Source organism: Pseudoxanthomonas suwonensis 11-1, from assembly GCF_000185965.1.
Taxonomy (GTDB): domain Bacteria; phylum Pseudomonadota; class Gammaproteobacteria; order Xanthomonadales; family Xanthomonadaceae; genus Pseudoxanthomonas; species Pseudoxanthomonas suwonensis_A.
In genome coordinates, this window is the sequence record NC_014924.1 from 611,957 (window position 1) to 635,741 (window position 23,785).

18 protein-coding genes are annotated in these 23,785 nt (G+C 70.4%); 11 read left to right on the forward strand and 7 right to left on the reverse strand.

What is annotated here, in order from left to right; translation table 11 throughout:
- Positions 1 to 154: 154 nt before the first annotated feature.
- The 3 genes from sucC to PSESU_RS02775 all read left to right on the forward strand — a co-directional run bounded on the left by sucC (position 155) and on the right by PSESU_RS02775 (position 4,154).
- Positions 155 to 1,324 (forward strand): ADP-forming succinate--CoA ligase subunit beta, encoded by a 1,170-nt coding sequence (sucC, locus tag PSESU_RS02765; protein WP_013534243.1) that lies wholly within the window; start codon positions 155 to 157, stop codon positions 1,322 to 1,324.
- A gap of 173 nt (positions 1,325 to 1,497) precedes the next feature.
- On the forward strand, positions 1,498 to 2,373 hold the full coding sequence (gene sucD / locus PSESU_RS02770) for a succinate--CoA ligase subunit alpha (protein ID WP_013534244.1): 876 nt from the start codon (positions 1,498 to 1,500) through the stop codon (positions 2,371 to 2,373).
- Between the two features lie 143 nt (positions 2,374 to 2,516).
- Positions 2,517 to 4,154, forward strand: a complete 1,638-nt coding sequence (locus tag PSESU_RS02775) for an NAD+ synthase (RefSeq protein ID WP_013534245.1) — start codon at positions 2,517 to 2,519, stop codon at positions 4,152 to 4,154.
- Positions 4,155 to 4,244: 90 nt separating this feature from the next.
- Here PSESU_RS02775 and PSESU_RS02780 read toward each other — a convergent pair whose 3' ends face one another.
- Positions 4,245 to 5,126, reverse strand: coding sequence for an outer membrane protein assembly factor BamD (locus tag PSESU_RS02780; RefSeq protein ID WP_041763792.1), 882 nt, complete (start codon positions 5,124 to 5,126; stop codon positions 4,245 to 4,247).
- 103 nt (positions 5,127 to 5,229) lie between these two features.
- Here PSESU_RS02780 and rluD point away from each other — a divergent pair, with 103 nt between their 5' ends.
- Positions 5,230 to 6,210, forward strand: coding sequence for a 23S rRNA pseudouridine(1911/1915/1917) synthase RluD (gene rluD, locus PSESU_RS02785; RefSeq protein ID WP_013534247.1), 981 nt, complete (start codon positions 5,230 to 5,232; stop codon positions 6,208 to 6,210).
- A 37-nt stretch (positions 6,211 to 6,247) separates the two neighbouring features.
- Positions 6,248 to 7,042, forward strand: coding sequence for a peptidoglycan editing factor PgeF (gene pgeF, locus PSESU_RS02790; protein WP_013534248.1), 795 nt, complete (start codon positions 6,248 to 6,250; stop codon positions 7,040 to 7,042).
- 12 nt (positions 7,043 to 7,054) lie between these two features.
- On the opposite strand, the gene PSESU_RS02795 is transcribed toward pgeF, so the two are convergent.
- The 5 genes from PSESU_RS02795 to PSESU_RS02815 all read right to left on the reverse strand — a co-directional run bounded on the left by PSESU_RS02795 (position 7,055) and on the right by PSESU_RS02815 (position 14,398).
- On the reverse strand, positions 7,055 to 7,825 hold the full coding sequence (locus tag PSESU_RS02795) for a DUF481 domain-containing protein (RefSeq protein ID WP_013534249.1): 771 nt from the start codon (positions 7,823 to 7,825) through the stop codon (positions 7,055 to 7,057).
- Between the two features lie 103 nt (positions 7,826 to 7,928).
- Positions 7,929 to 9,296, reverse strand: a complete 1,368-nt coding sequence (otsA, locus tag PSESU_RS02800; protein WP_013534250.1) for an alpha,alpha-trehalose-phosphate synthase (UDP-forming) — start codon at positions 9,294 to 9,296, stop codon at positions 7,929 to 7,931.
- Complete coding sequence (locus PSESU_RS02805; RefSeq protein WP_013534251.1) at positions 9,293 to 11,086, reverse strand: glycoside hydrolase family 15 protein; 1,794 nt, start codon at positions 11,084 to 11,086, stop codon at positions 9,293 to 9,295. The genes otsA and PSESU_RS02805 overlap by 4 nt, the downstream gene beginning before the upstream one ends.
- Positions 11,087 to 11,116: 30 nt before the next feature.
- Positions 11,117 to 11,890, reverse strand: coding sequence for a trehalose-phosphatase (gene otsB / locus PSESU_RS02810; protein WP_013534252.1), 774 nt, complete (start codon positions 11,888 to 11,890; stop codon positions 11,117 to 11,119).
- Between the two features lie 78 nt (positions 11,891 to 11,968).
- The gene (locus PSESU_RS02815; protein WP_041764373.1) at positions 11,969 to 14,398 is read right to left on the reverse strand and encodes a TonB-dependent receptor plug domain-containing protein; all 2,430 of its coding nucleotides are present in this window, start codon (positions 14,396 to 14,398) and stop codon (positions 11,969 to 11,971) included.
- Between the two features lie 169 nt (positions 14,399 to 14,567).
- On the opposite strand from PSESU_RS02815, the gene PSESU_RS02820 reads away from it, so the two are divergent.
- From PSESU_RS02820 to PSESU_RS02840, 5 genes are all read left to right on the forward strand, one after another.
- Entirely contained in the window at positions 14,568 to 15,041 is a 474-nt protein-coding gene (locus PSESU_RS02820; protein WP_013534254.1) for a DUF3574 domain-containing protein, read from the forward strand.
- Between the two features lie 64 nt (positions 15,042 to 15,105).
- Positions 15,106 to 17,349 carry a TonB-dependent receptor gene (locus PSESU_RS02825; RefSeq protein ID WP_013534255.1) on the forward strand — a complete coding sequence of 748 codons (2,244 nt, stop codon included), beginning with the start codon at positions 15,106 to 15,108 and terminating at the stop codon, positions 17,347 to 17,349.
- A gap of 97 nt (positions 17,350 to 17,446) precedes the next feature.
- On the forward strand, positions 17,447 to 19,063 hold the full coding sequence (locus tag PSESU_RS02830) for a hypothetical protein (RefSeq protein WP_013534256.1): 1,617 nt from the start codon (positions 17,447 to 17,449) through the stop codon (positions 19,061 to 19,063).
- Positions 19,064 to 19,130: 67 nt separating this feature from the next.
- Positions 19,131 to 19,958, forward strand: coding sequence for a DUF3014 domain-containing protein (locus tag PSESU_RS02835; protein ID WP_013534257.1), 828 nt, complete (start codon positions 19,131 to 19,133; stop codon positions 19,956 to 19,958).
- A 60-nt stretch (positions 19,959 to 20,018) separates the two neighbouring features.
- Positions 20,019 to 20,603: a DUF4166 domain-containing protein gene (locus PSESU_RS02840; RefSeq protein ID WP_013534258.1), complete on the forward strand. Its 585-nt coding sequence runs from the start codon at positions 20,019 to 20,021 to the stop codon at positions 20,601 to 20,603.
- A gap of 6 nt (positions 20,604 to 20,609) precedes the next feature.
- On the opposite strand, the gene PSESU_RS02845 is transcribed toward PSESU_RS02840, so the two are convergent.
- A complete protein-coding gene (locus PSESU_RS02845) occupies positions 20,610 to 20,891 on the reverse strand; it encodes a GIY-YIG nuclease family protein (RefSeq protein WP_013534259.1) in 282 nt (93 codons plus the stop codon).
- A 119-nt stretch (positions 20,892 to 21,010) separates the two neighbouring features.
- Between PSESU_RS02845 and clpB the strand changes: the two genes are divergently transcribed.
- On the forward strand, positions 21,011 to 23,596 hold the full coding sequence (clpB, locus tag PSESU_RS02850) for an ATP-dependent chaperone ClpB (RefSeq protein ID WP_013534260.1): 2,586 nt from the start codon (positions 21,011 to 21,013) through the stop codon (positions 23,594 to 23,596).
- Positions 23,597 to 23,785: the final 189 nt, after the last annotated feature.

Genomic DNA, 23,785 nt, shown 5'->3' on the forward strand with positions numbered 1-23,785 from the left:
AGGAATCCGGGACGGCTGGGGCGGGGCGGTATGCCCTGTTTTGCACGGTAGCCCCCCGTCGGCGACAATATCGCCCCCGCCAGGCGCGCCCGCGGGCCGTTCCCGGCCCTCGCCCGCCTGCCCCCGGCGGCCGTTCCCCACCCATTGGTGAAGCATGAATTTCCACGAATACCAGGCAAAACAGCTGCTTGCCGAGTACGGCATCCCGGTCCCGGCCGGCAAGGTCGCCGCCACCCCGGACGAGGCGGTTGCCGCCGCCCAGTCGCTGGGCCAGGGCCCCTGGATGGTCAAGGCGCAGATCCACGCGGGCGGCCGCGGCAAGGCCGGCGGCGTCAAGTTCTGCAAGACCGTCGATGACGTGAAGGCCGCTGCCGCCAAGATGCTCGGCACCAGGATGGCCACCTACCAGACCGCCGGCGTCGAGCTGCCGATCAACCTGGTGCTGGTGACCACCGCCGGCGAGATCGTCAAGGAGCTGTACCTGTCGGTCCTGGTCGACCGTGGTACCCGCACCATCAGCTACATCGCCTCGAGCGAGGGCGGCGTGGAGATCGAGCAGGTCGCCGCCGAGACTCCCGAGAAGATCCACACCCTCAACGTCGACTTCGTCGAGGGCGTGCAGCCGTACCACGGCCGCAACATCGGCTTCCAGATGGGCCTGACCGCCAAGCAGGCCGGCCAGTTCGCCAACATCATGGTGAACCTGTACCGCCTGTTCAACGAGAAGGACCTGTCGCTGGTCGAGCTGAACCCGCTGGCGATCCTGGACGACGGCAACCTGTACGCGCTGGACGGCAAGTTCAACAGCGACGACAACGCCAACTTCCGCCACAAGGAACTGGTCGCCCTGCGTGACAAGTCGCAGGAAGACGAGACCGAGGTGACCGCCTCGGAGCTGGACATCAACTACGTGACCATGGACGGCAACATCGGCTGCATGGTCAACGGCGCCGGCCTGGCCATGGCCACCATGGACGTGATCAAGCTCAACGGCGGCGAGCCGGCGAACTTCCTCGACGTCGGCGGCGGCGCGAACAAGCAGCGCGTGATCGAGGCCTTCAAGCTGATCCTGTCCTCGGACAAGGTCGAGGGCATCTTCGTCAACATCTTCGGCGGCATCGTCCGCTGCGACATGATCGCCGAGGGCATCATCGCCGCGGTCAAGGAAGTGGGCGTCAAGGTCCCGGTCGTGGTGCGCCTGGAAGGCACCAACGTGGAAGAAGGCAAGCAGCTGCTGCGCGACAGCGGCATGGCCATCATCCCGGCCGACAACATCAACGACGGCGCCAAGAAGGTCGTCGAGGCCGTCAAGGCCGCCGCCTGATTCCTTCGGGTTTCGGGACGGCCAGGGCCCTCCCAGCCCCCTTGAGTCAAGGGGGCGACGCCGCCGCGAGGCGGTGTGGGGGTTCTGGGAGCAACGCCCCGGGCATGGCCGCGCAGCGGGCATGCCACGTCTCCGAAGCCTGAAAAACAACAGTATTCCGAGGACTTGAACGCATGAGCGTTTTGATCAACAAGAACACGAAGGTGATCGTGCAGGGCTTCACCGGCCAGCAGGGCACCTTCCACGCCACCCAGATGATCGAGTACGGCACCCAGGTCGTCGGCGGCGTCACCCCGGGCAAGGGCGGCACCACCCACCTCGAGCTGCCGGTGTTCAACACCGTCGCCGAAGCCGTGCAGAGCACCGGCGCCGACGCCTCGGTCATCTACGTCCCGCCGCCGTTCGCGGCCGACGCGATCCTGGAAGCCGCTGCCGCCGGCATCAAGGTCATCGTCTGCATCACCGAGGGCATCCCGGTGCTGGACATGCTGCGCGTCAAGAACGTGCTGACCCGCACCTATCCGGAGACCGTGCTGGTCGGCCCGAACTGCCCCGGCATCATCACCCCGGGCGAGTGCAAGATCGGCATCATGCCGGGCCACATCCACAAGCCGGGCAAGATCGGCATCGTGTCGCGCTCGGGCACCCTGACCTATGAAGCGGTCAAGCAGACCACCGAGGTGGGCCTGGGCCAGTCGACCTGTATTGGTATTGGCGGCGACCCGATCAACGGCCTGAACTTCGTCGACTGCCTCAAGCTGTTCAACGAGGACCCGCAGACCGAAGGCATCATCATGGTCGGCGAGATCGGCGGCGACGCCGAGGAAGCCGGCGCCGAGTACATCGCCAAGCACGTCAAGAAGCCGGTCGTCGGCTTCATCGCCGGCGCCTCGGCCCCGGCCGGCAAGCGCATGGGCCACGCCGGTGCGATTGCTTCGGGCGGCAAGGGCACCGCGGAAGGCAAGTTCGCCGCGATGGAAGCCGCTGGCGTCAAGACCGTCCGTTCGCCGGGCGACCTGGGCGCGGCCATCGCCGAGCTGGTCAAGTAAGCCAACCGTCCCCGACGGTTACAAGCGAAGGCCGCCGCAGGGCGGCCTTCGTCTTTTCCGGCGCCGCGAACCAGGCAGCCGCGCATGCAGGATGCCCACGCCGCGCCGGTATCATGGGGCCATTCCCACACCGGCCTGGCCCCATGAAGGATTCCCTGCGCATCGCGCTGGCCCAGTTCGATTTCCCGGTCGGCGCCGTCGAGGCAAATGCCGGGCGGATCGCGGAGATGATCGCCGAGGCCCGCGACGAGTACGGCGCGGATATCGTGCTGTTCCCCGAGCTGGCCATCAGTGGCTACCCGCCGGAGGACCTGCTGATGCGGCCCTCGTTCCTGGCCCGCTGCCAGCAGGCGCTGGAGCAGGTCGCGGCCGGCGTGCATGGCATCACCGCGGTGGTGGGCTGGCCGGAATCGGCCGGCAGCGTGCTGTACAACGCCGCCAGCGTGCTGCGCGACGGCCGCATCGAGGCCACCTACCGCAAGCGCGAGCTGCCCAACTACGCGGTGTTCGACGAGCGCCGCTACTTCGAGGCCGATCCCGATGGCGAGCCCTGCGTGTTCGAGGTCGGCGGCGTACCGGTGGGCGTGGTGGTGTGCGAGGACCTGTGGTTCCCCGAGCCGATGGCGGACACGGTGAAGGCCGGGGCGCAACTGGTGCTTGTGCCCAACGCCTCGCCGTTCGAGCGCGGCAAGCACGCCCAGCGCGACGCCCTGCTGGCCGAGCGCACCCGCGAAACCGGCGCGGCCGTGGCCTACCTCAACGTGGTCGGCGGCCAGGATTCGCTGGTGTTCGACGGCGCCTCGGTGGTGGCCGACGGCAACGGCACCGTGCATCCGGCCGCGGCCGCCTTCACCGACCAGTGGCTGGTGGTGGATTACGACACCGCCGGCCGCAGCTTCACTCCCGTGCAGTGGATGGACGACGGCGACGAGAGCATGGACGCGCTGGCCTGGCGCGCCGTGGTCCGCGGCATCCGCGACTACTGCGGCAAGAACGGCTTCAGGCGCGCCTGGCTGGGCCTGTCCGGCGGCATCGACTCGGCCTTGGTGCTGGCCCTGGCGGCCGAGGCCCTTGGCCCGGAGAACGTGGTCGCGGTGCGCCTGCCCTCGCGCTATACCGCCGGCCTGTCCAACGACCTGGCCGCCGAGCAGTGCGCGGCGCTGGGCGTGCGCCTGGAGACGATCCCGATCGAACCGGCCTTCACCGGCTTCCTGCAGTCGCTGGAGCAGGTGTTCGCCGGCCAGGAGGCCGACACCACCGAGGAGAACCTGCAGTCGCGCAGCCGCGGCGCGATCCTGATGGCCCTGTCCAACAAGTTCGGCGGGCTGCTGCTGACCACCGGCAACAAGAGCGAGTACGCGGTCGGCTACGCCACCATCTACGGCGACATGTGCGGCGGCTACGCCCCGCTCAAGGACCTGTACAAGACCGAGGTGTTCGGCCTGGCCAAGTGGCGCAACACGGTCGGCGGCGCGCCGGTGATCCCGCCGGCGGTGATCAGCCGCCCGCCCTCGGCCGAGCTGCGTGCCGACCAGCTGGACCAGGATTCGCTGCCGCCGTACGACGTGCTCGACGGCATCCTCTACCGCTTCGTCGACCAGGAGCAGTCGCGCGGGGAGATCGTGGCCGCCGGCTACGCCGCCGAGGTGGTGGACCGGGTGCTGCGCCTGGTACGCACCAGCGAGTGGAAGCGGCAGCAGGCCGCGCCGGGGCCGAAGGTCTCGCGGCGCGCATTCGGGCGCGAGCGGCGCTACCCGATCAGCAACGGCTTCGGCGGCTGAGGCTGCCGCCGGCCACCGGGCCAGGAAGGGCAGGCAAACAAAAAGGGCGCATCCGTGGGTGCGCCCTTTCTTCGTCCAGGTCCCGCTGGCTCAGCGGCGCTCGGCGTCGCGCTCGCCGGTGGTCGGCGAACGCTCGCCGGCGAACGGGTTGAGCTTGCGGATCGCCCACGGGTACTTCGGCCAGTCGCCGCTGAGGTACGGGTGCTGCGGGTCGTTCAGGCGCAGCACGCGGATCGCGTCCTCGGACAGCTGCTTCTGGCCCAGGTTGTCGTAGGACTCGGCCAGGGCGGCGATGGCGTCGTACTGGTAGTCGCTCTGCGGGTAGGTCTCGAGGATGTACTTGGCGCGGCTGACGGCCGACAGCCAGGCGCCGCGGCGCATGTAGTACAGCGCGATGTCCATCTCGTGGCGGGCGAACACGTTGCGCAGCACGACCATGCGCTGGCGCGCGTCGGGGGCGTAGCGGCTGTTCGGGTAGCGCTGGGCGACGGTGTTGAAGTCCTCGTAGGCCTGCTGCGGCGAGGACAGGTCGCGGCGGCTGGGATCCAGCGACCACACGCGCTGCATGAACACCGCGTCGCGGTTGGAGTTGGACAGGCCGCGCAGGTAGTAGAAGTAGGCGATGTTGCGGTGGGTCGGGTAGGTGCGGATGAAGCGGTCGATGGTCGACACCGCCTCGTCGTGGCGGCCCGCCTTGTACTGGGCGTAGGCCGTCTCCATCAGCGCCTGCTCGGTATACGGGCCGTACGGGTACTGGGCCACCAGGCGGCGGAACACCGTCTCCGCGCCGGTCCAGTTGCCGCGTTCCATGTAGCCATGGCCCTTCTCGTACAGTTCGGCGACCGGCCTGCCCTCGTCGGCATCCTTCTTCTTCTTGTCGCGGCCGCAGCCGGTGGCGAACAGGGCCACGAGCACGAGCAGGGCCACCAGGCGCAGGGCGGAGGGGAGGCTGGAACGGGGGCTGAGGGCCATCGGGGAGGGCATGCCGGCGGAAATCGGAAAGGCCGATGATAGCCTAGTGGCCTGTCCGGCGACTGACTTCGCCTGTCCGGACCCCATCCCGAAAGCCCCCCCGATGTCCCAGACCCCAGACGCCCCCCGCCAGGCCACCGTCCCCGACGAGGCCGCCGGCCGCCGTTTCGATGCCGTACTGGCCGAGCTGTTCCCCGAATATTCCCGTTCCCGCCTGGCCGCCTGGATCAAGTCCGGCGACGCCCTGCTGGACGGCCAGCCGGCGCGCCCGCGCGACGCGGTGAAGGGCGGCGAGACCGTCAGCCTGGCCGAGGTGTCCGAAATCCAGACCGAGGCGGTGGCCGAGGACATCCCGCTGGACGTGCTGTACCAGGACGAGCACCTGTTCGTGCTGGACAAGCCGGCCGGGCTGGTGGTCCATCCCGGCGCCGGCAACCCGGCCGGCACCCTGGTCAACGCCCTGCTGCACCGTGACCCCGGCCTGGCCGCGCTGCCGCGCGCCGGCATCGTCCATCGCCTGGACAAGGACACCAGCGGCGTGATGGTCGTGGCCCGCACCCTGCAGGCGCATACCGGCCTGGTCGCCCAGCTGGCCGCGCGCGAGGTCCGCCGCCAGTACGTGGCGGTGGTGGTCGGCGCACTGGTCTCCGGTGGCACCGCCAACGCCCCGATCGACCGCCACCCGCGCGACCGCCTGCGCATGGCCGTGCGCGAGGATGGCCGCGACGCGGTCACCCACTACCGCCTGCGCGAGCGCTTCCGCGCCCATACCGCGCTGGAATGCCGGCTGGAGACCGGGCGTACCCACCAGATCCGCGTGCACATGCAGCACCTGCGCCACCCGATCGTCGGCGATCCACTGTACGGCGGCCCGCTGAAGCTGCCGCGCGGCGCCACCGAGGACCTGGTCGCCAGCCTGCGCGGCTTCGGCCGCCAGGCCCTGCACGCAGAGGTACTCGAGTTCCAGCACCCGGTCACCGGCGCGCAGGTGCGGGTCGAAGCGCCGCTGCCGAAGGACATGCTCGAGCTGCTGCGGGTGCTGCGCGAGGACACCCGGCACTGGGAGGAGAGCCAGCGGCGCTGAGCCGCCGGTTCGACCGGGAATACCCCTGGAGGGCGGGATGGCGGAAGAAACAGGCGTGGTGGCGGCTGGCGCGGTCCTGGCCGCGGACTGGCCGGCGCCCCCGGGCGTGCATGCCTTCACCACCCTGCGCCATGGCGCAGGCGTGTCGCTGCCCCCGTTCGACAGCTTCAACCTGGGCGCGCGCAGCGGCGACGATCCGGCCGCGGTCGCGGCCAACCGCGAGCAGCTGCGCCAGCGCCTGCGGCTGCCTTCGCATCCCTACTGGCTGCGCCAGGTGCACGGCACCGGCGTATTGCGGCTGGACGCGCCACTGGGCGACGCGGTGCCCGCCGATGACGAGCCGGAGGCCGATGCCGCCGCGACCTGCGTGCCCGGCGTGGTGGTGGCGATCCTGACCGCCGACTGCCTGCCGGTGGTGTTCGCCGCCGGGGACGGCAGCGAGGTCGCTGGCGCCCACGCCGGCTGGCGCGGACTGGCCAGTGGCGTGCTGGAAGCGACGGTGGCCGCGATGCGCACCCCGCCCCGGGCGCTGCGCGCCTGGCTGGGCCCGGCGGCCGGGCCGCAGGCCTACGAGATCGGCAGCGAGGTGCACGATGCCTTCGTCGGCCAGGATCCCGCGGCCGCGGCGGCCTTCATGCCCACCCGGCCCGGGCACTGGAAGGTCGACCTCTACGCCCTGGCGCGCCTGCGCCTGCAGGCGGCCGGCCTGCCCGCCGCGGCGATCCACGGCGGCGGGCTGTGCACGATCAGCGATCCGGCCCGCTTCTACTCGCACCGGCGCGACCAGCGCACCGGGCGCCTGGCCACGCTGGTGTACATCCAGCCCCGATGAAAGACGCCGCGATCAGCGGAAGTTGTAGACCAGGTTGACCGTGGTCAGGGTGTCGGTGCGACGGGTCGACGCGTCCTCGACCTCGGTGTTGTGGCGCGCCTGCAGGCCGGCCTTGAGCGCGAAGCGCTCGTTCATCGCCACCGATACGCCAAGGTCGTTCTGGGCGAAGGTGTTGTCCTTGCCCGATTCGACCAGCAGGGTGTTGAACAGCTCGGTGTTGTCGGTGAGCTGGTGGCGCAGGTCGAGCAGGCCGCGGCCGATCAGGCTGCTCTGCACCTCGCCGTCGAGCGAGGTCCGGGCGCGGCGGTAGCCGGGGCCGATCTCGCCGGTGAACTTGGTGCGGTCGTTGTCGATGAAGCGGCTGCCGAAGCCGATCGCGACGGTGCCCTGGTAGTCGTACGAGGAGAAATCGTCGTGCTCGTAGCGGCCGTTGGCCGAGACGTGGTGGCGCGGGCTGAAGCGGTAGGCGCTGGAACCGGAGACGTCGTAGCGGTTGGCGCTGGTCTCGTAGCGGCGCTCCTCGATGCCGTCGCCGTCGGTGTCGCTCTCGACCTCGGCGCGCGAGCGCAGGGCCGACAGGCTGAAGCCGTTCTTCCAGTGCTCCTCCTCGCGCGAGAAACGCAGGCGCGTGTTGAGGCTTTCCGAGCGCGAGTTGCCGCGAGCCATGGCCAGGCCCAGCTCGCCGGTGCCGGTCCAGCCTTCCGGCGTCCTGGCCAGCTCCTGGGCCGGTGCGGCGAGGGGCAGGAGGGCGGCGGACAGGAGCAGGGCGGGGGCGTGGCGCATGGGGACGGACCTCGTGGCAGAAGGAAGGCCACGCGCGGGACACGGCAATGCCGCGCCTGCGCGCGAACCCCCAATGATGCCAACCCAAGCTGACGCCAGCCTGTCAGCCGTTCTCCAGCGTTTCCAGGTACTGCTTGCGCCAGGCGTGGATGTCGTGCTTCCGCAGGTGGTCCATCATCGCGTTCCAGCGCTCCTTGCGCCGTGCCAGCGGCATCGTCGCGGCGGTGGCGATCGCGTCGGCCACGCCGTCCAGGTCGTGTGGATTGACCAGCAGCGCCTCCTTCATTTCCTGCGCGGCGCCGGCCAGCAGCGACAGCACCAGCACGCCGGGATTCTCCGGGTCCTGCGAGGCGACGTATTCCTTGGCGACCAGGTTCATGCCGTCGCGCAATGGCGTGACCAGGCCCACGCGCGCGGTGCGGTAGAAGCCGGTCAGGGTGGAATGCGGGAAGTTGCGGTTGACGTAGCGCAGCGGCGTCCAGTTGGGCGCGGCGTGGCCGCCGTTGATGTGCCCGGCGATCTGCTCCAGCTGGCTGCGCAGGATGCGGTACTCGCTGACGTCCGCGCGCGACAGCGGCGCGATCTGCAGGTAGGTCAGGGTGCCCTTCTGGTCCGGATGGCGTTCGAGGTAGCGCTCGAAGCCATGGAAACGCTCGGGCAGGCCCTTGGAATAGTCCAGCCGGTCCACGCCGATGGCCAGCAGCCGGTCTTCCAGGCTGGTGCGCAGGCTGCGCACCGTCGGCTTGCTAGCCGCGGCCGCAGCCTGGCGCGCGATCTCCGGGGTGTCGATGCTGATCGGGAAGGCGCCGGTGCGGAACTGGCGTCCGCCGGGTGCCTCGAGGATGCCCGGAGCGACGATCCTGCCGCCGCCGTACAGGCGCACGTAGGAGTGGAAGCGGTCGTTGTCGCGCTGCGTCTGGAAGCCGAGCAGGTCGTAGGCGTACAGTGGCGAGAACAGGCGCTGGTGGTCGGGCACGGCCATCATCAGGTCGGCCGAGGGCACCGGCACGTGCAGGTAGAAGCCGATCCGGCAGCCGACCCCGCGCTCGCGCAGCAGCGCGCCCAGCGGGATCAGGTGGTAGTCGTGCACCCAGACCGTGTCGTCGTCGCGTAGCATCGGCGCCAGGCGGTCGGCGAACATGGCGTTGACCCGGCGGTAGCCTTCGCGGGTGCCACGGTCGTAGTCGACCAGGTCCAGGCGGAAGTGCAGCAGCGGCCACAGCGCGCGGTTGGCGAAGCCGTTGTAGTAGGCGTCCAGGTCGGCGCGGTTGAGGTCCATGGTCACGTAGCGGATGCCGTCGGCCTCCTGCTCGTGGATCTCGCCGCTGTTGCCGCGGACGGTCTTGCCGCTCCAGCCGAACCACATGCCGCCACGCTCGGACAGTGCCGCCTGCAGGGCCACCGCCAGGCCGCCGGCGCGGTTCTCGCCGGGGACGGCGACGCGGTTGGATACGACGACCAGACGACTCATGAGGCCTCCTGCCAGGAACGTGACAGCCGCATCGCGGCGATGATCAGGCCCACGTGCGAGTAGGTCTGCGGGAAGTTGCCCCAGCCCTCGCCGTCCTCGAAGGCCATGTCCTCCGAGAGCAGGCCGAGGTGGTTGCGATGCGACAGCACCCGCTCGAACAGCTCGCGTGCCTCGTCCATGCGCCCGATCGCCGCCAGCGCGTCGATGTACCAGAAGGTGCAGATGGTGAAGCTGGTCTCGGGCGCGCCGAAGTCGTCCGGGGCGACGTAGCGGAACACGCCGTCTCCATGGCGCAGCTCGCGGCCGATGGCCTCCACGGTGGCCACGTAGCGCGGGTCGTGCGCATCGACGAAGCCGATGTCTGCCAGCAGCAGCAGCGAGGCATCGAGGTAGTCGCTCTGGAACGAGGCGCTGAAGTGGTTGGCGTCCGGGCGCCACGCGCGGTCCAGGGTGACCTTGCGGATGGTGTTGGCGCGCAGCCGCCAGTAGTCGACCCGCTCCTGCAGGCCGAGCTGCGTGGCGATCTTGGCCAGGCGGTCGCAGGCGGCCCAGCACATGGCCGCGGTGTAGGTGTGCACCTCGGCGCGGCCGCGGAACTCCCACAGCCCGGCATCGGGCACGTCGTACAGGGCGAACGCGCGCTCGCCCAGCGGCTCCAGGCGAGCGAAGGTGTCCTCGTCGCCCGGGTCGGCCAGGCGCTGGTCGAAGAACAGCTGGGTCGAGGCCAGGACCACGCTGCCATAGACGTCGTGCTGCTTCTGGATCCAGGCCAGGTTGCCGCGCCGCACCGGGCCCATGCCACGGTAGCCGGCCAGCGAAGGCACCTCGACCTCGTCCAGCCGGTCCTCGAAGCCGATGCCGTACAGCGGCTGCAGGCTGCCGTCGTGGCTGGCGAGGTTGAAGATGTAGCGCAGGAACTCCTCCATGGTGCGGGTCGCGCCCAGGCGGTTGAGCGAGCGCACCACGAAGGCCGCGTCGCGCAGCCAGCAGTAGCGGTAGTCCCAGTTGCGCGCGCTGCCTGGCGCCTCCGGGACGGAGGTGGTCATGGCCGCGATGATCGCGCCGCTGTCCTCGTACTGGCACAGCTTGAGGGTGATCGCGCTGCGGATCACCGCCTCCTGCCATTCCAGCGGGATGGACAGGTAGCGCACCCACTCGAACCAGTACTCGCGGGTGCGGGTCAGGGCCTCGTCCACGTAGCCGGTGAGCGAGCGGCCCATGGGTTCGTCCGGGCCGAGCACCAGGTGCATGCGGTGGCTCAGCACGAACGGCAGGCCGTCGCGCACGAAGCGGATCGGCACGTCGGTGCTCAGGCGCAGGGTGAAGTGCGGCAGCAGCCAGCGCATGTGGTTGCTGCCCCAGGTCGACTCGGGCACGCGCGCGCCCCAGTCGGCAAGCGGGCGCAGCCGCACGCGGATGCGCGGGTTGCCGGTCAGTGGCGTGATCCGGCGGATGATCGACACCGGGCGGTAGAGGCGCCCGTTCTGGCGCCAGCGCGGGGCGAAGTCGACGATCTCCAGCGATCCGCCGCGGCTGTCATGGAGGGTAGTGCGCAGGATCGCGGTGTTGTTGTCGTAGCGCTGCTCGGAGCGCTCGAAGTCCTCCAGCTCGATCGAGAAATCGCCACCCTCCTGCTCGCAGGGCGAGAGCAGGGCGCAGAACGCTGGATCGCCATCGAAGGCCGGCAGGCAGCTCCATACCACCCGCGCGCGCTTGTCGACCAGCGCCCCGAAGCTGCCGTTGCCGATCACGCCAAGCTCGAGGTTGGCCTCGTGTACGTTGATATCCATTCCAGGTCCCGTGGTTCTGCGGCGGCTGGGCTACCGCGGGTTGACCTCCCTTTGTGCCGCATTGGCGATGAGCCAGGCGTGCACGTCGCGGGTGCCGGGCAGGGCGTAGTTGGCCACGCTCGGTTCCCGCTCCCCGACCAGCACGCTCCAGCCGCCCGCGCGGTTGGCCGCGGCGAAGCCGTATTCGTCGGTCAGGTCGTCGCCGATGAACACCGGTACCCGCCCGCGGAACGCGGGCTGGGCCATCATCCGTTCCACCGCCTGGCCCTTGTCGCTGCTGGCCGGCACGAACTCGACGACATGGTCGCCCGGCTGCAGGCGGTAGCCGGGCAGGCGTTCGATGTAGCCACGCGCGAAGCTCGCCACCTCCGCGCCAAATTCCGGCGCGGCGCGCCAGTGCAGGGCCAGGCTGACGCCCTTGTCCTCCACCAGTACGCCCGGCCGCGCCGCGGCCAGCTGCACCGCCTCGCGGTGCAGGTCATGCAGCAGGGCGGAAGTGTCCTTCGGGATATCGGCCGCGGCTTCGGCGCCGTGGCGGAATTCGTGTCCATGCAGGCCGGCCGCGGGCAGGCGCAGCGGCGCGAACAGCGCATCGAGCTGGACCAGCGGGCGCCCGCTCACCAGCGCGACCGCGCCATGCAGGCGCCGACCGAGCTGGCCGATCGCCTCGCGCACGTCGGGCAGCAGGTGGACCGCGGCGGGGTCCTCCTGGAACTCCACCAGCGTACCGTCGACGTCGAGGAAGAGGGCACAGTCGTCGCCGAGCGGCGGCGGTGATGGACGGGATTTCGTCTCGTCGACCATGCCCCCATTGTGCACGATGGGGCCGTGAGGGACAGGTCGGCACCATGCGCGGCCTGTCCTTCCATGGTCGCGGGCCCGTCAGAACGCGTAGCGCACGCGCCCGTACAGGTAGCGGCCGTTGCTGCCCAGCGGCGACAGCACGTCGTAGGGCAGGTTGCCGAAATAGTGGATGTCCTCGTTCGAGCGGTCCGGGTACTCGTCGGTGAGGTTGGTCCCGCCCACGGCCACGCTCCAGCGCGGGTTGAGCGCGTAGCCGACCTCGGCATCGAGCTGCCATTCGGCACCGTAGCGCTGCTCCGGTTCGAAGCCGCCGCCGAAGTTGAACACGCGCTTGGCGCTGCCATGGCGCTGCAGCCGGGCAAGCAGGTCCCAGCGGCTGCCGGACCAGCCGGCGCTGAGCAGGGCACGGGTGCGTGGCGCGGCATCGGTGAGCGTATTGCTCTCCTCGACCCCGAACAGCACGTAGCCCGGATCCAGCGCCGCCAGCTGCGGCGGCGTGGCGACGATGTCCTCCAGCTCGGTCTTCGCATGGCTCCAGGCGGCGGTCAGCAGCAGGCGGCCGCCGGCCAGCTCGTCGCGCCAGTTGCCGACCAGCTCGGCGCCGCGGGTGCGGGTGTCGGCGGCGTTGACGAAGAACTGCGCGCTCTCCAGCGGGGCCACGTCGAAGTTCGCGTCGACGAACGCGTGCAGCGCATCGCCGGTGATGGACTCGGACAGGGCGATGCGGTCGTCGATGCTGATCTGGAACAGGTCCAGCGAGAGATCAAAGCGCTCGCCAATGCGCGCGGTCAGGCCCAGGCCGAGGTTGAGCGACTCCTCCGGATCCAGGTCGCGTGCACCAAGCGCGCGGGCGATCGGGTTGTTCACCGACAGCAGGCGGCCCTGCACGATCTGGCCGGCGGCGTTGTAACCGGTGCTGGTGGACTCGAACCCCACCTGTGCCAGCGAGGGCGCGCGGAAGTTGCTGGAGACCGCGCCGCGCACGGCCAGGTCCGGGGTGAAGGCCCAGCGCGCGGCGAGCTTGCCGGTGAACTGGCCGCCGAAGTCCTGGTAGTGCTCGTAGCGCGCGCTGAGGTCGGTGCTGAAGGCCTCGCCGAAGCTGGAGGACAGGGCGGCGTAGGCGCTGGCCACGTCGCGGGACAGGTCGGCCTCGTCCTGCGGAGTCAGGCCGCCGCCGGCCTGGGCGCCAGCCGGCCGGCCGGCATACGGGCCGACCGCGTGGCTGGCCGGGTCGCCGGCGCCGGTCTGGTAGCGCTCGGCCCGGAATTCGGCGCCCAGCGCCAGCACGTGGTCCGAACCGGCGCTGGCGAAGCCGCGGCTGAAGTCGAGGTTGGCCAGGGTCTGGGCGAAACGGTAGTCGCCGGTGCGGAAGTCCGTGGGGCTGGCCGGGCCCAGCGAGGCATTGAGTGAGTCGCGCAGGCGGAAGGTGAAGTCGTTGGCGCCGTGGTCGATGCTGGCGTCGTAGTCCCAGCCGCCGACCTGGCCGCGCACGCCCGCGACCAGGGCCACGTCCAGGTTCTCGCCCACCGACACCGGGCGGTAGCCGTCCGGATAGACCTCGGGCCAGTTGGCCTCGCCTTCCGGGTAGCGGTAGTAGTTGGCGCCCTCGGTATCGCGCTGGTGCCAGGTGCCGAAGCCGTACAGGGTGGCGCCGCCGGCCAGCGGCAGCTCGGCGTTGAACCAGCCGTCCAGCTGCTTCGACTCGCCATCGCCGAGGTGGTAGTTGCGGCGGCCCTGCACCGCGAGGTTGGCCGGGGTCTGGTCCCAGGGCGGGACCTGGTCGAAGCCGGCGCGGTTGGTCGCGTTGCGTTCCTGGTAGCCGGCGCCGACGCGCAGGAAGCCGCCGTCGCCCAGCGCGGTGCCGACATGGCCGTTGGCATGCGCGGTCTGGCCGTCGGTGAGGGTGCGCCCGATCGGCTCCAGCTCGGTGTGGTGCAGCCCGTAGCCGGCCTCCAGCGCGCCGCCCTCGGCGCCGCCGGCGAGGATGATGTTGACCACGCCGGCCACCGCATCCGATCCGTACTGCGCGCCAGCGCCGTCGCGCAGCACCTCGATCCGTGCCACCGCGCCGACCGGGATCGCGTTGAAGTCCACCGGCGTGGTACCGCGACCGATCTTGGAGCCGGTGGTCACCAGCGCACTGGTGTGGCGGCGGCGGCCATTGACCAGCACCAGCACCTGGTCGGGCGAGAGCCCGCGTAGCTGGGCGGCGCGCACATGATCCGCGCCGCCGGAGTTGGACTGGCGCGGAAAGTTGAACGAGGGCAGCAGCGCCTGCAGGGCGCTGCCCAGCTCGCCAGCCGGGCCGGCGGCACGGCGCAGGTCCTCGGCGGTGAGCACATCCACCGGCGAGGTCGACTCCAGCGCGGTGCGGTCGCTGGCGCGGGTGCCGGTGACGATCACCTGGTCCAGGGTGGTGGTGGCCGGTTCGAAGGCCTGGGCGGCGGCGACCGCGGGCAGGGCGGCGGCCAGGGCGAGGGCAAGGCGGGAGCGGGCAGGGGCGGTCATCTGGCTGGCCTCGAAGTAAGTCTTTATATCCATCTCGATAGAGCGATAGGATAGGGCCCCGTTTTCACGCTGGCGCAGGCGCCGTCGGAATCAGCACATGACGCCCGGTTATTTCCGTCGCAGCATGGGCCCCGACCACGCTTCGCCGCGCCCTGGTCCGGAGCCCGCCATGCATCGCCGCCTTTCCTGCCTCGCGCTGCTGCTCGCCATGGCCCTGTCGGCCTGCGCCAGCGGCCCGCATCCGGCGGCCGCCACCACCGCCAGCCTGCAGGGCGACGAACTGCGCCCGGCGGCGGCCAGCGGCTGGCTCCGCAGCGAGCTGTATTTCGGCGTCGGCCGCGAGGACGCGCCTTCCGACCGGCCCCAGGCCGACGCCATCGACGAGGCCGCCTGGCGCCGCTTCCTCGACCGCGAGGTCACCCCGCGCTTCCCCGACGGCCTGACCGTGCTCGACGGCTACGGCCAGTGGCTGTTCCGCGGCGAGCCCGGGCCGCACCGCCTGCGCAGCAAGGTGCTGGTGATCCTGCACGAGGACACGCCGCAGCGCCGCGCCGACATCGAGGCCATCCGCCTGGCCTGGAAGCAGGCCACCGGCCACCAGTCCGTCCTGTGGGCGCGCCAGCCCGCCGAGGTTTCCTTCTGAGCCGGCGCCCGCCGGCCAGCCCGATGCACGACCGTCCCGCCTCCACCCCACGAGGAGCAACCCGATGAACCCGTCGTACGTCCCGCAGGCCCGGCGCTCGCGCCTTGCCGTCGCCGTCGCCCTGCTGCTCGCCGTGCCGGCGCTGCAGGCCCAGGAAGCCGCCACCCTCGACGCGGTCGAGGTCACCGCCCAGCGCAAGGTCGAGAACATCCAGGACGTGCCGGTGTCGATCACCAGCGTCGATGCGGAGAAGCTCGAACTGTACGGCTCCGGCGGCGCCGACATCCGCTTCCTCTCCGCGCGCGTGCCCAGCCTCAACATCGAGTCCTCCTACGGCCGCGCCTTCCCGCGCTTCTACATCCGCGGCCTGGGCAATACCGACTTCGACCTCAACGCCTCGCAGCCGGTCTCGCTGGTGTACGACGAGGTGGTGCAGGAAAGCCCGCTGCTGAAGGGCTTCCCGCTGTTCGACCTGGAGCGGGTGGAAGTGCTGCGCGGCCCGCAGGGCACCCTGTTCGGGCGCAATACCCCGGCCGGCGTGGTCAAGTTCGAGTCGGCCAAGCCGTCGCAGGAATTCGGCGGCTACGCGAAGCTGGGCTACGGCAGCGACGACATGGTCAACTTCGAGGGCGCGGTCGGCGGTGCGCTCGGTCCGCGCTGGTCGGCGCGGCTTTCGGCCCTGTACCAGCGCCGCGACGATTCGGTGGACAACACCCTCGCCGGCGCGCCCAACGAAAGCTTCGAGGGCTACGACGAATCCGCGGTGCGGTTGCAGTTCCTGTACGAGGGCGATGCCTTCGAGGCGCTGCTCAACCTGCACCGGCGCGACCTCAACGGCACCGCGCGCCTGTTCCGCGGCAACATCATCCAGCCGGGCAGCAACAACCTGGTGCCGGGCTTCGACCGCGACGAGGTCTCGCTGGACGGCGTGAACTTCTCCGACCTGGAGACCTGGGGCGCCAGCGCGCGCCTGCGCTGGGACTTCGACGGACTGGTGCTGCATTCGATCACCGGCTACGAGACCGCCGAATCACTCAACCGCGGCGACATCGACGGCGGCTACGGCGCGGTGTTCCTGCCGGATTCCGGCCCGGGCGTGATCCCGTTCGCCTCCGAGTCGGCCGACGGCCTGCCGGACCACGAGCAGGTCACCCAGGAGTTCCGCCTGGAGTCGGACAACGACGGCCCGTTCAACTGGCAGGCCGGCCTGTTCTGGTACCGCGAGGACATCACCATCCACGGCTTCAACTACGACTCGCTGGCGCCGGGCAACCCGCAGGCCGGCTTCGCCGTGCAGCAGCAGGAGAACAAGGCCTGGGCAGTGTTCGCCTCGGGCGAATACCAGGCCACCGAGCGGCTGAAGCTGCGCGCCGGCCTGCGTTACACCCAGGACGAGAAGAAGTTCTCGGCCAGCGTCATCGAGGCGGCGCCGTTCGGTGCGCCGGTGGGCGGCCCGTACCGGGTGGACACCGATGCCAACGACGTCAGCTGGGACGCCAGCGCGGTGTACGCGCTCAACGACGACGTGAACCTGTACGCGCGCGTGGCCAAGGGCTTCCGCGCACCGTCCATCCAGGGCCGGCTGCTGTTCGCCGATCCGGGCGCGCCCAACGGCGGCGTGACCACTGCCGATTCGGAGGAGGTGATCTCGTGGGAGGCCGGCATCAAGGCCGACCTGTGGGACCGCCGCGCGCGCCTGGGCTTCAACCTGTTCCGCTACACCGTCGACGACCAGCAGATCATCGCCGTGGGCGGCGGCAGCAACATCGCCACCCTGCTCAACGCCGACCGCACCGTGGGCCAGGGTTTCGAGCTGGACCTGGAGGCCTACCTGGCCGACCAGCTGCTGGTCACCCTCGGTTCCAGCTACAACGACACCGAGATCCAGGACAGCAGCCTGGCGGTGGCGCCCTGCGCCGCGTGCACCGTGACCGATCCGCTGGATGGTTCCGGTCGCGCGCTGATCGACGGCAACCCGCTGCCGCAGGCGCCGGAGTGGGTGCACAACCTGACCGCGCGCTACGGCGTGCCGCTGTCCAGCGGCGAGCTGTACTTCTACACCGACTGGGCCTACCGCAGCGAAGTGAACTTCTTCCTGTACGAGTCGCTGGAGTTCCGCGGCAAGTCCTCGCTGGAAGGCGGATTGCGCGTGGGCTACGCCTGGCAGCAGGGCGACCGCGAGGTGGCGCTGTTCGGCCGCAACATCACCGACCAGGTGCGCGTGGTCGGCGCGATCGACTTCAACAACCTCACCGGCTTCCTCAACGAGCCGCGGACCTGGGGCGTGGAGTTCCGCACCCGGTTCTGATCCAGGGGACGGCGGCGCGCCGCCGTCCCGGCTTCGCCAACCCGCGGGCCGGACCCGGTGCCGGCCCGTTTCCTGTCACCCGGACCCAAGGCCACCGATGTCGACCGCTCCCGCCATTCCACGCCGCCTGCCCTGGATCGTCGCCGGCGACCTCAACGGCTTCTTCGGCCTGGTGGTGGACAACCTCTCCATCCTCGGCTTCATCGCCGCTGCGCTGGTGGGGATCTTCCAGTTCCCGGCGGATATCGTGTTCGGACGCATGTTCCCCGGCACCGCCCTGGGCGTGCTGGTCGGCAATCTCGTCTACACCGTGATGGCGCGGCGCCTGGCCCTGCGCAGCGGGCGCGACGACGTCACCGCGATGCCGCTGGGCCTGGATGCGCCGACCAGCATCGGCATGGCCCTGCTGGTGCTGGGTCCCGCGTATGCCGGGTTCACGGCGCAGGGCATGGCGCCGGACGCGGCGGCGCTGGCGACCTGGCAGCTGGGCATGGCCTCGCTGGTAGTGATGGGCCTGCTCAAGCTGGTGCTGTCCTTCGCCGGCGACTGGGTCACGCGGGTGCTGCCGCGCGCGGCGCTGCTCGGCTCCATTGGAGGTGCCGCGCTGGCGCTGCTGGGTTTCCTGCCGCTGATCGAGACCCTGCGCAATCCGGTGGTCGGCATCGCCACCCTGGGCCTGCTGCTGTACGTGCTGGTCGGCAAGGGCCGGCTGCCATGGCGGGTTCCCGGCGTGTTCGCCGCGTTCGTGGTCGGTACCGCGCTGTACTACGGGCTCGGCCTGGCTGGCCTCGGCCTGCCGGGATTCCAGCTGCCGGAGCTGCAGCCGCTGGCCTTCGTGCTGCCGCTGCCCAGCGCGGGCTTCATCACCGGCCTGCAGTACACCGTGCCCTACCTGCCGCTGCTGCTGCCGTTCGGCCTGCTGATGGTCGTCGGCGGGATCAACGTGGCCGAGAGCGCACGCGCCGCCGGAGACGACTACCGTACCCGCGACGTGCTGCTGGCCGAGGCCATCTCCACCCTGGTCGCCGGGTTCTGCGGCGGCGTGGCCCAGACCACGCCCTATATCGGCCAGCCCGCCTACAAGCACATGGGCGCGCGCCACGGTTACACCCTGCTGGCGGGGCTGTTCATCGGCCTCGGCGGCATCCTCGGCTTCGTGTCGATGCTGGTGCAGTGGCTGCCGGTGGCGGTGCTGGCACCGATCATCGTATACGTCGGCCTGGACATCACCGTGCAGGCCTTCCACGAAAGCCCGCGCCGGCACGCGCCGGCGGTGGCGCTGGCGTTCCTGCCGGCGATCGCCTACCTGCTGGTGATCAAGCTGGGCAATCCGGCGTGGATCCCGGCCGATACCTTCGCCGCACTGTACGAGGCTGGCGGTGGCCACGGCCTGGCCGACCTCGCCACCATCGTGACCCTGGGCAACGGCTTCATCATCACCGCGATGCTGTGGAGCGCGGCACTGGTGGCGCTGGTGGATCAGCGTCCACACCACGCCTCGGCGGTGCTGCTGCTGGCGGCGCTGCTGACCCTGGTGGGCGTGATCCATTCGGTGGATCCGCGTGGCGGCATCTACCTGCCGTGGTCGCTGGAAGGCGTGCGCGCCACCATCGCCTGGCAGTTCGCCGCCGCCTACGCGGTGCTCGCGCTGCTGCTGGGACTGCTGTCGCTGCAGCGCGCGCACGACAAGCCGGGAAGCGCAACGCCTGACTGAACCCTCGCGGGGAACCCCCGCGCCCCGCCGGGGTCACAGCTGCATGCCAGAAGCAGAAGGAGACGACATGCAGCATCCAGATACGCGCCCCGCCCGCTGGCCCTGGCTGCTGGTCGCCGTGGCGGTGGCCGCGGTCGGCTGGTGGCTGTTGCGACCGGCGCCGGAGCCGGCGGCGGACATGGCGCAGATGCCATCGGCCATGGACGATGACGCGATCCCGCCGCCGCCGATGCTGCCGGGCGAGGCCGAAGCGCCTGGCATCCAGCATCCGGTGGAGCCGCCGGCGGAAGCCGCCGACGCGGCGATCCCGGCGCTGGCCGACAGCGATGCCGGGGTGCTGCAGGAACTGGAGGCGCTGGCCGGCGATCCCTCGCTGCTGGGCGTGCTGGTCCGCGAACACGTGGTCCAGCGCCTGGTGGTGATGGTCGACAACCTCACCGAGCCGCGGGTCACCGCCCAGGTGCTGGCGCTGCGCCAGCTACCGGGCAATTACGCGGTGGTGGAGGGCGAGGGCGCCACGGTCGCCGACACCGCGGCCAGCAGCGCGCGCTACGCACCGTACGTGGCCGCGTTCACCGGCGCCGATGCCGGGCGCGTGGCCAGCGTCTACCGGCGCTTCTATCCGCTGTTCCAGGAGGCCTATGTCGAGCTGGGCTATCCGGATGGCTACTTCAACGATCGCCTGGTGCAGGTGATCGACCACCTGCTGCAGGCCCCGGCGCCCCGCGAGGGCGCAGAGCTGGTGCGCGACGAGCGCGGACGCTGGCGTTACACCGATCCGTCGCTGGAATCGGCCTCGGTCGGGCACAAGGCGCTGATGCGCCTGTCCGGCGAGCAGCAGGCCGCGGTCAAGGAGCAGCTGCGCGAGCTGCGCCGGGCATTGGCCCGGCCCTGAGGTCCACGTGCGGGCGCCGCAGGGGTATCCTGCGCGCCCGCATGTGCCCGTAGTCCACCGATGACCGGCTCCCCGAGCCCGCTCCACCTGTCCACGGCCGCCGAGCCCACCCTGTTCCAGCAGCTGCTGGGCGCGCCGTTCTTCAACCTGCCGCCCAGCCTGCGTGGCCTGCACTCGATCCGCGGCCTGGACACCTGGGCCGGCGAGGTCGCGATCGAGCGTGGTGCAGGCCTGCTGGCACGGATCTGCGCGCGCCTGGTGGGGATGCCGCCGGCGATGTCGCAGGCGCCGCTGCGGATCCAGTTCAGCGCCGATACGAAGTCCGAGACCTGGAGCCGCCAGTTCGGCAGCCACCGCATGGCCACCCGCCTGCGCTGCCGCAAGGGCCTGCTGGTGGAGCGGCTGGGTCCGCTGCAGTTCCGCTTCGCGGTGCACGCCGCCAACGGCTCGATCTACTGGAACGTGGCCAGGGTCCGCCTGCTGGGCCTGCTGCCGCTGCCGGCGACACTGTTCGGCGGGGTGCACTGCCGCGAATGGGAACAGGACGGGCGCTACCACTTCGACGTCCAGGCCGCGCTGCCGCTGGCCGGGCCGGTGATCGGCTACCACGGCTGGCTGGAGCCGGCCGGCCCAAACGCCGGCTGAGCGGCCTCAGGCGCCGGCGTCCATCGCGGCGGCGTCCAGCAGGAAGGCCAGCTTGCGTTCGCGCGGCAGGCGCTTGATCTTCCACTCGGCACGCGAGGCGCTGGCCCGGTCGGGGAAGGGCCGGCTGCCGAGCAGGCGCAGGGGCGGATTGGCCCGGGTATAGCGCGCGCCCTTGCCGGCCAGGTGGGCCTGGTAGCGCGCCTCCACGTCGGGGCTGATGCCGGCGTACCAGGCGCCGTTGCGGCATTCGATCAGGTACAGGAACCAGGGGCGGGCCGGGGCGGGCATGGCCGGCATTATCCCAACGCAGGGCTGCCATGCGTATCGCCCGGCCTTGAAACCGCGCCGGCGGACCGCATCTGGTGGACATCGCCGGCACGGCCGGCCCCCTCTTCGAGGACTACCCCATGCGGATGGACAAGCTCACCTCGCGTTTCCAGCAGGCGCTGGCCGACGCGCAGTCGCTGGCCGTTGGCCGCGACCACAACATGCTGGAACCGGTGCACGTGCTGGTCGCCCTGGTCGACCAGGCCGGCGGCAGCACCCGGCCCCTGCTTTCCCAGGCCGGCGTCAACGTGCCGGTGCTGCGCGAGCGGCTGGGCGAGGCTCTGGAGAAGCTGCCCAAGGTCTCCGGCCAGGCCGGCAACCTGTCGGTCGGCAACGACCTCGGCCGCCTGCTCAACCTGACCGACAAGCTCGCCCAGCAGAGCGGCGACCAGTTCATCGCCAGCGAGTGGTTCGTGCTGGCCGCCCTGGAAGACACCGGCGCCGTGGGCCAGGCGCTCAGGGCCGCCGGCGCCGACAAGGCGCGCCTGCAGGCCGCCATCGAGAAGATCCGCGGAGGGGAGACCGTGCAGTCCGAGAACGCCGAGGACCAGCGCCAGGCGCTGGAGAAGTACACCATCGACCTCACCGCGCGCGCCGAGTCCGGCAAGCTGGACCCGGTGATCGGCCGCGACGAGGAGATCCGCCGCACGATCCAGGTCCTGCAGCGCCGCACCAAGAACAACCCGGTGCTGATCGGCGAGCCGGGCGTGGGCAAGACCGCGATCGTCGAAGGCCTGGCCCAGCGCATCGTCAAGGGCGAGGTGCCCGAGCAGCTCAAGGGCAAGCGCGTGCTGAGCCTGGACATGGGCGCGCTGATCGCCGGTGCCAAGTTCCGTGGCGAATTCGAGGAGCGGCTGAAGGCCGTGCTCAACGACCTGGCCAAGAACGAGGGCCAGATCATCCTGTTCATCGACGAGCTGCATACCATGGTCGGCGCCGGCAAGGCCGAGGGCGCCATGGACGCGGGCAACATGCTCAAGCCGGCGCTGGCGCGCGGCGAGCTGCACTGCATCGGCGCCACCACCCTGGACGAGTACCGCCAGTACGTGGAGAAGGACGCCGCGCTGGAGCGCCGCTTCCAGAAGGTGTTCGTCGGCGAGCCCAGCGTCGAGGACACCATCGCCATCCTGCGCGGCCTCAAGGAGCGCTACGCGGTGCACCACGGCGTGGAGATCACCGACCCGGCGATCGTCGCCGCGGCCACCCTGTCCAACCGCTACATCGCCGACCGCCAGCTGCCGGACAAGGCCATCGACCTGATGGACGAGGCCGCCTCGCGCATCCGCATGGAGATCGACTCCAAGCCGGAGGAGCTGGACCGGCTCGAGCGCCGCCTGGTCCAGCTCAAGATCCAGCGCGAGATGCTGAAGAAGGAGAAGGACGACGCTTCGAAGCAGCGGCTGGCCGACCTCGAGGCCGACATCGAGAAGCTCGAGCGCGAGTTCTCCGACCTCAACGAGGTGTGGAAGTCGGAGAAGGCCGCGCTGCAGGGCGCGACCAGGGTCAAGGAGCAGCTGGAGCAGGCGCGGATCGAACTGGAAGCCGCGCAGCGCGCCCAGGACTACGCGCGCATGAGCGAGATCCAGTATGGCCGCATCCCGGCGCTGGAAAAGCAGCTGGCCGCCGCCGCCGAGGCCGAGAAGAAGGACTTCAAGCTGGTCCAGGACAAGGTCACCGAGGAGGAGATCGCCGAGGTGGTCAGCCGCTGGACCGGCATCCCGGTCAGCAAGATGCTCGAGGGCGAGCGCGACAAGCTGCTGCGCATGGAGCAGCAGCTGCACAGGCGTGTGGTCGGCCAGGACGAGGCGATCCGCGCAGTCTCCGACGCGGTGCGCCGCTCGCGTGCCGGCCTGTCCGATCCGAACCGCCCGATCGGCTCGTTCCTGTTCCTGGGCCCGACCGGCGTGGGCAAGACCGAGCTGTGCAAGGGCCTGGCCGAATTCCTGTTCGACAGCGCCGAGGCCATGGTCCGCATCGACATGAGCGAGTTCATGGAGAAGCACTCGGTGGCCCGCCTGATCGGCGCGCCTCCGGGCTACGTCGGCTACGAGGAGGGCGGCTACCTGACCGAGGCCGTGCGTCGCCGGCCGTACTCGCTGATCCTGCTGGACGAGGTGGAGAAGGCGCATCCGGATGTATTCAACATCCTGCTGCAGGTGCTGGACGACGGCCGCCTGACCGACGGCCAGGGCCGCACGGTGGACTTCCGCAACACCGTCATCGTGATGACCTCCAACCTGGGCTCGCACCAGATCCAGGAGCTGTCCGGCGACGGTTCGCCCGAGGCCTACGTGCAGATGAAGGCGGCGGTGATGGGCGTGGTGCAGGCGCATTTCCGCCCGGAATTCATCAACCGCCTGGACGAGATCGTCGTGTTCCATCCGCTGGACAAGGCGCAGATCACGTCCATCGCCCGGATCCAGCTGCACGGCCTGGAGAAGCGCCTGCACGAGCGCGGCCTCAAGCTGGACCTGTCGGACGCGGCCCTGGAGCTGCTGGGCAACGTCGGCTTCGACCCGGTGTACGGCGCCCGCCCGCTCAAGCGCGCGATCCAGGCCCAGGTCGAGAACCCGCTGGCGCAGAAGATCCTGTCCGGCGAGTTCGCCAGCGGCGACACCATCAAGGTCGACGCCGAGGGCAGCCACCTGGTGTTCGCACGGACGTGAACTGGTGATTCTTGATTTGTGATTCGCGATTCGCGATTCGTGATTGGTGATTCGTGATTGGTGATTCGTGATTGGTGATTCGTGATTGGGTGGCGGCGGCCTGGGGTCGCCGCCTGTCTTTCGCGGAATGAGCACATTCCGCGTGGCGATGGTTGGCGCTGAAACCGTGCGCTCCGTCGCGCCTTTGCT